General features: G+C 42.7%; 10 protein-coding genes. 7 read left to right on the top strand and 3 right to left on the bottom strand.

The window, feature by feature from the left end:
• Positions 1-31: 31 nt before the first annotated feature.
• The 3 genes from OSCI_RS09615 to OSCI_RS09605 form a co-directional block, all read right to left on the bottom strand.
• The gene (locus OSCI_RS09615; protein ID WP_026103778.1) at positions 32-1,843 is read right to left on the bottom strand and encodes a GldG family protein; all 1,812 of its coding nucleotides are present in this window, start codon (positions 1,841-1,843) and stop codon (positions 32-34) included.
• Positions 1,844-1,972: 129 nt separating this feature from the next.
• Positions 1,973-2,770, bottom strand: a complete 798-nt coding sequence (locus OSCI_RS09610) for an ABC transporter permease (RefSeq protein WP_007354738.1) — start codon at positions 2,768-2,770, stop codon at positions 1,973-1,975.
• A gap of 103 nt (positions 2,771-2,873) precedes the next feature.
• Complete coding sequence (locus OSCI_RS09605; RefSeq protein ID WP_007354737.1) at positions 2,874-3,983, bottom strand: ABC transporter ATP-binding protein; 1,110 nt, start codon at positions 3,981-3,983, stop codon at positions 2,874-2,876.
• A 485-nt stretch (positions 3,984-4,468) separates the two neighbouring features.
• On the opposite strand from OSCI_RS09605, the gene OSCI_RS09600 reads away from it, so the two are divergent.
• The 7 genes from OSCI_RS09600 to ruvX all read left to right on the top strand — a co-directional run bounded on the left by OSCI_RS09600 (position 4,469) and on the right by ruvX (position 10,245).
• Positions 4,469-5,269, top strand: coding sequence for a WD40 repeat domain-containing protein (locus tag OSCI_RS09600; protein WP_007354736.1), 801 nt, complete (start codon positions 4,469-4,471; stop codon positions 5,267-5,269).
• Positions 5,270-5,340: 71 nt separating this feature from the next.
• The gene (locus OSCI_RS09595) at positions 5,341-5,955 is read left to right on the top strand and encodes a hypothetical protein (RefSeq protein WP_007354735.1); all 615 of its coding nucleotides are present in this window, start codon (positions 5,341-5,343) and stop codon (positions 5,953-5,955) included.
• A gap of 44 nt (positions 5,956-5,999) precedes the next feature.
• Positions 6,000-6,728, top strand: a complete 729-nt coding sequence (locus tag OSCI_RS09590; protein WP_007354734.1) for a hypothetical protein — start codon at positions 6,000-6,002, stop codon at positions 6,726-6,728.
• An 80-nt stretch (positions 6,729-6,808) separates the two neighbouring features.
• Entirely contained in the window at positions 6,809-7,507 is a 699-nt protein-coding gene (locus OSCI_RS09585; protein WP_007354733.1) for a hypothetical protein, read from the top strand.
• A 356-nt stretch (positions 7,508-7,863) separates the two neighbouring features.
• A complete protein-coding gene (locus tag OSCI_RS09580) occupies positions 7,864-8,355 on the top strand; it encodes a PEP-CTERM sorting domain-containing protein (RefSeq protein ID WP_007354732.1) in 492 nt (163 codons plus the stop codon).
• Between the two features lie 7 nt (positions 8,356-8,362).
• The gene (locus OSCI_RS09575) at positions 8,363-9,679 is read left to right on the top strand and encodes an O-antigen ligase family protein (protein ID WP_007354731.1); all 1,317 of its coding nucleotides are present in this window, start codon (positions 8,363-8,365) and stop codon (positions 9,677-9,679) included.
• A 53-nt stretch (positions 9,680-9,732) separates the two neighbouring features.
• Positions 9,733-10,245, top strand: a complete 513-nt coding sequence (gene ruvX, locus OSCI_RS09570) for a Holliday junction resolvase RuvX (protein ID WP_007354730.1) — start codon at positions 9,733-9,735, stop codon at positions 10,243-10,245.
• Positions 10,246-10,449: the final 204 nt, after the last annotated feature.

The following is a 10,449-nucleotide window of genomic DNA, read 5'->3' as shown; positions in this document are numbered from 1 at the left end:
TGACTCCCCCGCCCCCCGCTCCCCCATCTCCCTACCGCCGCCGCCACCATAAAAACGCCGCAATTGCTAATCCAATTAAGGGCCAAACTAGCCATGCAATAACTAATCCTGCTGCTTGTACAAGACTCATATTGATGCGGCGATTTGTAACTTTTTTAGGGCTGATAGAAAGTATTTTCTGATCTGGCTTGCTTAACCAGCTAACTGAGTTAATAAACACATCTCCATTAAGCTGTTGTTCAAACCAGCCATTCGTAGCAAATTGAGAATTTCCTAACACAACCATACGAGATTCTTTGGCGGAAGAAGGGGAAGGGGAAGGGGAAGGGGGAGAAGCCGTAGGAGAAATTGTTGGAGAACTCGTTGGCGATGTAGTTGGAGAACTCGTTGATGATACAGTAGGAGATGCTTCTGGTGATGTAGTAGGAGAACTCGTTGGTGATGCCTCTGGTGATGCACTTGGAGCTGCTTCTGGCGATGTAGTAGGAGAACTTGTTGGTGATGCCTCTGGTGATGCACTTGGAGAACTCGTTGGCGATGGTGTTGGCGTTGCTTGGGTAGTTGTAGCCGCAGAACGAGTTATAGCTACACCTAATAATAACGGCCCTTGCCGATCGCTCTTCGGATCGAACTCCAATCTGCTGTTACTCAAATCACTTTCAGCCCAACTTTCATCGCTTGTCCAAACGAGTGGCTTTTGTTCAATTCCAGTCACCGTAGTTGTTTCTAAAGGACGCGCAAGGGGATAGAATGAAGTGCCAGCACCGAAACTTTGAGTAATAGGATGGTCGCCGTAACGCTTGACTAGGGGAACAGTCGCACCCAGACCATATCTTTGACCCTCGCCGGAAGGATCTATGGCTAGACTTTTGTCTAAGGTAACGCCCCAATCTTTCAGCAAACTATCTAATCCTGTACTTGCATTATTAGGGGTGAGGTCTAGCATTAGCATCAAACTACCGCCGCGATCGAGATAAGCGGTTAATGCTTTAACTTCCTCCTCGGAAAATGCTTTTTGTGGGCCCGCAACTATGACAGCATCGGCATCTTGGGGGACATTTATGCTTTCTTTCAGGTTGATGACTGATGTGGTATAATTTTTGTCTTTAAGGGATTTTTCAGCTTCAAATAGCCCTCCTTGACCTTCCTGTATTGCTCGTTCGCCGTTACCTTGAAGGAAATAAACTTTTGGCGATCGCGTACTCAAAATCTCTTCTAAGCCATTTGTTAGCTTCGCTTCTGTCGGTATCTGACTAGGGTTAAAGCCAACTACTACACCTTTTTGAATCAATAGCCGCTTAGAACCAGATTCTAATTGATATTCTCCAAGACCGTTAATAGCATATTCTTGAGCTTTTCCTGGTTCCGTTAGCGGGTCAACAAACTCAAAGGTAAACTTGCCTCTGGATTCTTTTTGATAATTCTCTAAAAATTCTCTCACTCTGGGATTTTGGGTAGGATCAAACACCCAAAGTTTCACAGGTTGCGGCAAATTTCTTAACACTTGCTGGGTCTGGGGTGCTAAGGTAAATTGTTGGCTTTCAGTTACGTCTAAACGAGTGGCATAGCGTGCGGCCAGAAAATTTATGAGGGCCAGAATTAATAATATAGAGAGGGTAGCTGCGATCGCGTTGCTACTGACTTGAGTAGATCGCCGTCCCCAAAAGTTTTGTTGATAAGCGGCATAAAGCAACCACAACCCTATTATCACCAATCCGGTGATAATAATTCCTAAAGGTATTGGTTGCCAACTACCCGCGATGAAACCTGCTGTGATTCCGGCGACGATTAAGGCTGGGCCTAGCAAAAAAATGTATTTCCAATTCTTTTTAACGATTTTCATAAGTAGAAGGAAGAAGGAAGAAGGAAGAGGGAAGAAGGAAGAGGGAAGAGGGAAGAAGTAATGAAGAATGCTTAATAATGATACCGCCCAGAGGGCGGCGTTACAAGGATGGTAATTTCTATTAATAAATCAAGAGCGTTGGAAACGCAAGACATCAATAAATTGAGCGGTTAAAAACACTCCTAAAAAAATGTAGGTAGCAAACATTGCTAGACTGCTTGTATCAACTATTCCCTTGACAAGATTAGTGTAATGTGTTAGCAGAGAAAGATGACCTATTGCTTTCCCTACAGGGCCGCTGATACTGCTAGATGCTACTTTAATTATCCACAGGAATAGCACTAAAGCGAAGGTGAGTATAGCAGATAAAATTGTACTTTCTGTGAGAGAAGAGATAAACATTCCTAGTGATAAAACTGAGGCTGCTAATAAGATTAATCCGGCGTGTCCTAACAAAAATACTGCTGGAGGTAGAGGGGGACTTGATGCACTAAGGGCGATGAGTTCGCAGGCGATTAATGGTATGAGCATTGTGATGTAAAATGTCAATACTCCTAGCAGTTTACCGACGGCAACTGCCCAGTTTGTGAGGGGTGATGTTGCTAATAATTCTAATGTACCCCGTTTGCGTTCTTCTGCATACAGTCCCATTGATAGCATGGGTAGGATGAATAGGGATATTGAACCCATCAGTCCTAAGAATGCTTGTAAAAATTCGTAGGAAACGTCTATGGTTTCGCTAATTCCTTGTTGATCTAGTCTAGCAACTTGGGGGATTAAGCCGTCTGGTGATAGGAGAATTGCAACTAAAAATAATCCTGTCACGAACCAGAAGATCGCGGCTATTCCATAAGCTAATGGTGAGGCAAAATAACTCTGTAATTCTTTGCGGTAGATGGCTATAATATTGCTAATTGTTATTAACATTTTTTGGTAATTGGTAATTGGTAATTGGTAATTGGTAATTGGTAATTGGTAATTGGTAATTGGTAATGGCTAATTACTCATCTCTCCCTCTTTTCCTCTTTCCCTAGTCCCTAGTCCAGCCACTAGCCCCTTCTTCGGTTATTACCTCTGGTTCTTCTTCCTTTTGTGCGATCGCTTCCCCTTCTTGTTCTTGTTCCTGTTCTTGGTCTACTTCCTTGATCTCATCGATCGCTTCCTCTTCCCTTTCCCCTTCCACTACAAGCTGCTCTTTCTTTTCGGCTCTTGTCAACTCTAAAAACACATCTTCCAGAGTAGCGCGAGTGCGGCGCATTTCATACAACCCCAACCCAGAAGAGACGATCGCAGCGGCAATTTCTCGGCCGGGTTCCGTTGCTGATTCACAGGCAACTCGGACTCGGCGGCGATTTTCTGACCCTACCATTGACATCAATTCTAGCGATCGCACTCCCGCCACATTTTCCAGATTTGGTACTAACCTCTCAAAAGACTCCGTATCCCCTTCAACTTCCAATTCGTAGCCTTCTTGAAACTGTCCCATCAAGCGATCGGGACTACCCGTCGCCACAACTTGACCGCGATTAACGATCGTTACGCGGCTGCAAGTCATGCTAACTTCAGGCAAAATATGGGTAGACAAAATAATAGTATGCTGACCTGCAAGGCTTTTAATTAAATTCCTAACTTCGATGATTTGTCGGGGGTCTAAACCCACAGTCGGTTCATCTAGAATAATCACTGGTGGGTCGTGAACGATCGCCTGTGCAATGCCAACTCGTTGTCTAAATCCTTTAGAAAGTTTGCGGATTAAAACCTTGCGTTTGTCTATTAAACTGGTACGCCGCATTGCCGATTCTACTTGACGAGTGCGATCGCCAGCCGGCACTAATTTAATTCGGGAAACAAAGTACAAAAAACCCTCAACCGTCATATCTGGATATAGCGGCGGTGTTTCCGGCAAATAGCCAATTTTTTGCCGTACTGCCATTAAGTTTTCATGGACATCGTAACCTGCAATGCGGGCCGTACCTCCCGAAGCGGGTAAATAACCCGATAAAATCCGCATCGTTGTGGTTTTGCCGGCACCATTGGGCCCCAAAAATCCCATAATTTCTCCCGGTTCCACTTTAAAGGAGACATCCGCGATCGCGCTTGTGGAACCGTAGTTTTTGCTTAAGTGTTCTACTTCAATCATTGGTCAGAACTTATAAGTCATTTAGATGGGTGGATTTTGGCTTAGAATTGAACAAACCCAACAGGATGGTAATTTTAGCCTTTGGGTAGGTAGCCTTGCAACCACCTAATGTATCACAAGTTGCAACTCGTTGCGACCCCAAGCCGTAGTTGTGACTTAGGATTAAATTAGATATTAAGAATCCTAGCAAATTGCGATCGCTTTTCAGCTCGCAAAAAAGTATCCCTTGAAACTTTTTAGACAAATTAGTCTAGATTTATCTTAAATCCTTCTTTTGGCATAAATAATCTTACGTAGATCAAATTTAATTTGGTTGTCAGGATGTCGATAAATTAAGTAACTTCTCGGATTGTAGTGAGAATTTTACTCTGATAATCTTTGAAATAAGCCCTCAGCAAGTCCTACTTTGTAAGTCGCGATCGCGAGAGTCAACTTACTATTAAGAGTGGTAGCTACATTTAGGTAGTAAAAAAAGGTAATTTGATATGCTCAAACCTGTTGCTCTGTGCCTAATTGTACTCTCACTCATAGGAACTAGCGCTTTAGCTGACAACGGAGTAGGCGAGTGGTATCTCCAGAGAGGAAACACCAATACAGTTGGTCGTTACCAAATTAGCGGTGACAGAAAAGGTCAAGTTAGCATCAAAGATATTACGACTGGAGAGGTAATTCGTACCTTTCAAATGGATGCTGGGCTAGTTGTCAGGGAGACATTTATTTTGAACGCTGGCAAAACGGTCGCTGCTTCTCAAAAAGACCACACTGTTTTCTGGGATTTGGCAACTGGCAGAACAATTGCTCGTGTTGCTCAGCCAGTCTATGGCTTCTCCCACGATGAGAAGAAATTTTTTACTTACGACCGGGAAGGAATCTTTCTGTATGCCTTTCCTAGCTTTAAGCGCATCTGCCCCTTGCAAGAAGGTAATACCCCAGGAGGGCCAGTCGCCTTTCAATTTTCACCAAATAATCGTCTTTTAGTTATTAATTTAATGACGAATTTACCTGCGGAGGAAAACAGTTACCCCTATCCTAATTACGCATACCGATATCGTTCTTTCACAAGGCTTTTCAATGTTGAGACTTGCCAAGAGATTCCAGAATTTAGGGAACTCAATTTTACTCATTTATTTGGCAGGTTTTCACCCGACTCAAGATTCTATGAGATCAAAGAATCTTGGCCCCGCTGGGATCGCAATCTCCCAGTTGGAGCGTGGCGGGTTAATCTAACAACCTTCGAGTTAGAGCAGATTCCTGACTTTCCGATCGACCCTGATTTAGGTATCTAAAAAAAGGATCATAAATTCAATGAAAAAACCAACACTAAATCTCGTGAAAACTTTTATAATGAATTAAAAAAATGGCATATATTATACACGAAGATCGGGACTCAAGTAATGAAAACGATGCCGTTGAAGTTGATGGTGTCGAGTTTAAAGTTTTTATGCCGAAACGAATTTTGCAGGTGCCCGCAGAACAACTAGGAGCAATGATCGATGTGGAGTTAGGAATTCAGATTACTAACAATACATCTAATCCTCTTAACTTCTGCTTTTTTAATGCGCTTACTCCAGAACTAATGATAGACCAGCAAATTTTCAGGTTGACTGGTCGATGGTCAGATTGGTATCGATGGGACCTTTTCGATGATGATTTTTCCTTGGCACAACCTGGAGAAACTGTGACTTTTTTAACCGATGCACTTATTACGACAGCAAAAGGGGAAATATTTGACTTGAAGATCCCATTTGGAGATGGTAGTTATTGGATATTTTGTGGACTCTTTGGTTTACGCCCACTCAAAAAATATCGAATTCGGTTTCAGTATGAAAATGAGATCGACAAAGCCGAAGTTAATTATTCCAAAAATGGAAGAAATATGCCCAAACTTATAGAAAACAAGCAAATAGAGAATATATGGACTGGGAAAGTGCGCTTGCCTTTCGTGGAGTTTAGCCTAGAAAAAGATGGCTAGCTCAAATTTCATTACTACTGTCACTTATCAAACTTTCAAGAAAAATGCTGACTCAAAAATCTCTCTTTTTCTTCTTATCTACTACCCTGTTAGTCACCCTGACCAGTGAATCTTCTTCGGCCTTTTCGATTACACAAAATCCTGGTTTATTGGACTATCAGGCTTACTCAGTGTTTATCGGCGAAGGTCAAGGGTTAAACACCCTGAATGCAGCCGATCCTTTAGACCCTTCTTCATCTGACAGCAATACTGTTGAAGTGGATGGAATTCGCTTTAAAATTGTTATGCCGAAGCGCTTCCTAACTATCCCAAGTAAGCAATCTGATGCCAAAACAGATGTGAGTTTTGGTCTAATTATCACTAATATTCAAAAAAAACACATTCACTTAGTTCGATTTAATAACCCTATCCCGGTTCTAGTTGGCAAGGACAATAAAAACATACCAGTTGTTCTGCTGCGTGGCCCTATAGAACCTAGCAAATCTGATTATATGTTATTAAATCCCGGAGATAGTGTAAATTTCCTTCTTGAGGGAAAGCTTTCCTGGATAGATCAAAATTACCTTGAACTCAAAGTTACTAATTTATCAGGCAGCACTTGGTCTTTTGTTGGTCTAAAGCCAGATGCCTACAAGATTCAGTTAATTTACTCGAGTCTTATTCAAACCCAGTTCTCTCAACCTGAAATACAGGTATTAGAAAATTTATGGAAAGGTCAAGTAGCTACTCCATCTGTAGAGTTTTGGTTAGTGCCACAATCAGGCAAAATTTAATCGAAATTTGTTTTTGAATGATTTGTGGCGAAGCAGTTTATCTCTCTTAATTATCTAATTAACATAAGGAGGCGTGGAAAATGAAATCTCAACAATATCCTTTAGTTTTCATAGTGGTAAACTCACTGCTTGCAATTCTGGGAGAGGGCGCTCTAGCATTTAGCATTACTCCTGAACCACAGCCAAGTGCTAGTATTTTATTCCAACAATTCATCACCTATGAAATACCAGGGTTTGGCACTAACACAGTGAAGATGATTACCCCCACACCCATTCAAGCTGGTGGTACATCTCATTTCAAGACTTTGCTGAATGCAAATTACCAAAGTAGAGGCTGGAATTTTGACTATGATACTCCCGAATTGCAAGGTTCGTTTGACATAGAGAAATATTATCCCTCTGCTTTTTCATACAGCAACCAAACACTGGTTGGCGGAAATCTCCAGTTCAGATACTATCCAAGTAATGAAGACCCAACAGATAAAGATGATCTTGGGTGGCTTCAGTTAGTAACTAGATCAGATTACGCAACGGATATCTTTGATAGTAAAGATCCAAGTCAAACTCCTTACTATCCTACAAATATTCCTGGTGTAACAGAAACTACTTTTGCTGATGGTCCAGGGGGTTCTCCTTTAAAAAATATTAGTTGGATTGCAGAACTATACTTAGTTAAGAAAACGGGAGAAAAAAAGCTAATATTTACAACGGGATCAGGTGGGGTTGGACAAACACATTTACTCCCGCTAAAACCTCTAAAACATTTTCAGGCACCCTAGCTGCCGGTCAAAAAGACAACTACAAGCTAGACCAACTCACCCCAGGCTCAAAATATACAGCCTGGACAAACAACGATATCCCCTCAAATCAATGCAATCCCAACACACACTTAAGCACATCTAGCCCAGGTTCTGCCAGTTTATACGACGACAATAGCTCTCCTGTCGGAAATGGCTTTGCCTCTGGGTTAACTGGTACTATAGGCAATAGCGGCACTCTCAACCTATTAGTTCAATCCGTCGGTGGTCGCGGGCAAGACAAAGGCAACTACGAACTTTTTGTCAATGTCTACGAACCTGAAGAATCGCCAACCTTTAGCAATGGAAACAGCGGCGGCGGTGGTGTCAGCAAAGAAATGCGAGGCTTAACCCAACAAAACCCCATCCTTCCTACCAGCGTACAAAACGGCTGGCAAACCTTCAACAAAGTACCAGGTTGCCGATGGTATGACCCTCACACAACCTATGGCTTTGAATTCCAATCATTAGAAGACACACTATTTACAGAAATACTTGATTTCCCCGTAGGAGAAGATACCGAATTTGCCGTCACAGTTGGAAACGTCTTACTAGGAACTTTCGGTGCTGGAGATAGCGTAGACTTCGTTTCCTTATTAGGTGGTGGAGTTTCCAACTTCAAAATTACGGGCATCGACTCGTTAATTGGCTCGACAGCAGAAACAGCATTTCCCATTCAATTAGCTTTCGACAAACCGGAAGGAAGTTTCCAAATGCGGGCATTTTCTGAAGATGATCCTGAAGAAGTACCCGAACCAACAACTGTATTAGCAGCATTATTAGCATTAACTGGATTAGGAACAATCAAAAGAATAAAAAAACGGAAGTAAAACAGCCGTGAAATCTATTTACACCCTGTTATATACTCTCAGCATCATACTCATCAACCCTTGGGGCATCAGCCGGGGCTACATCTGGACGGCACCCAAAGTGTTTATGATTGGGATAATTGCAGCGATAAACCTCTCAATTATCTGGGAAGGAAGTAAATCTATAACAATCTCCCGCACCTGGAAAATCAGCCTGATATTGTGGGGATTATTTCTGACAATAGGGGCAATTTCTACCTTGAAAAGTCCATTTCCGCTGACTTCTTTTCTAGGACAAGACCAAATGGGCGACGGCTGGCTATATTGGCTATTAATCGCTACTTTTACCCTCAGTAATACCTTACTTCTCAAACTGCATCCCCAACTACTTTCTTCTCAACTCCAAGGACTGATAATAGGTGGCATCATCCTCGCCCTCAGCACCATTCCTCAAATCATAGACTGGCGCATCGATTACACTGCCACAATGGGAAAAATTATCAGACCTGATGTTAATGCTAGCAGTATATTTCAAGGACAGCAACCCATTGGATTATATTCCCACAGAGGTCACGCTGCGATCGCCCTAGCCACAATAGCCCTCATTTCCGTCATCGGTAGGCTGTGGAAACTAACAAGCGATCGCTTGACCACAACTACCTTAATTATAATTTCCCCAGCATTGATATTCACTACCACCAGATCGGCAGTTTTAGGCTTAGTAATAGCCCTATTATACAAGTTTGGATGGCAATACAAAAAACTATTGGCTGGAGTAATTCTCATCAGCGCGATCGCCATCATCGGCATGACCGTTACTAGACCCCTAGATTGGAGCCAACCATCAATACAACAAGTAATGTCCAGCAGATCACCAATGTGGGCGTTATCCCTGAGAGGCATCAAAAAGCGTCCTCTTTTTGGATGGGGATTTGACGGCTTCGGCATCGCTTACCCCTACATCATAAATCCTAAAAAAACTCCAATAGTTGTAAAATTAGACCAGTTTACCTATGATTACATTACCATAAACGGACAAGTTAGCACAAGGGAAATACCCACTTACAAAGCTCATAACTTAATACTTGATACAACCTTATCAATTGGCATTTTGGGACTGATATCTTACGCCTTTATTTGGGGATATTATATCTATTTAGCCATTAAATCGTCCTTTCACGGGATGGAGGCGATCGCGATCGCCTATCTCGTCTTTGATCTCACTTGGTTTGATAGCGCTCAATACGCCCACATCCCTTGGTGGGCACTTAGTATAGGGGGAGCTTTTTTAACCTCAAAAAAGACAACAACAGTTCTGTCACTAAAACAAAAACCTAGCTTCTAATGCTAGGGTTTTAAAGTCCAAATCATTACCGTAGAACGAACCTAATTCTTAAGATGGATTATGACTCTAGAATTTCAGCACTAGGATTAGATATCGGTCAAAAGCGCATTGGGGTAGCTGGATGCGACGGTACCGGTCTAATTGCTACTGGTTTGGGAACGATCGCACGTTCGTCCTTTGATAAAGATGTCGCTCAATTCCGGCAGCTTGTAACAGAGCGAGGCGTACAAGTTTTAGTCTCTGGTTTACCCTATAACATGAACGGCACTCTTGGTTTCCAAGCTCGACAGGTGCAAAAATACGCCTCCCGCTTAGCATCAGCTCTTGCTTTGCCTTTAGAGTACGTAGACGAGCGACTGACTTCCATCCAAGCAGAGCAGTTAATGTTGACAGAGAAAATCTCACCTTCGAGAAACAAGGCTTTAATCGATCGCAAAGCGGCGGCCATAATTTTGCAACAATGGTTAGACGAGCGGCGGGAGATGGGGAGATGGGGAGCGGGGGAGCGGGGGAGCAGGGGAGCAGAGGAGCAGGGGAGTGGGGGAGCAGGGGAGCAGGGGAGATAATTTCATATCGGTTAAATAATTTTCATTGCGAGTTCCGCGAAGCAATAGCATTTATGTTGCGATTGCTTCAGGCTTAGTTTGCTACAGGCAAGCTTCGTGCCTCAGATTGCTTCGTTCATCGCAACAGCGCCGAGCACAGCGAACAATGACAGATCGTAAATAATTTGCTAAACATGATATTAATTCTTCCGCTTCATCTCCCCC

Source organism: Kamptonema sp. PCC 6506 (genome assembly GCF_000180455.1).
GTDB classification, from domain to species: domain Bacteria; phylum Cyanobacteriota; class Cyanobacteriia; order Cyanobacteriales; family Microcoleaceae; genus Kamptonema; species Kamptonema formosum.
Note: the sequence above shows the minus strand (reverse complement) of the source record. Positions and strands in the feature narration are given on the sequence as shown.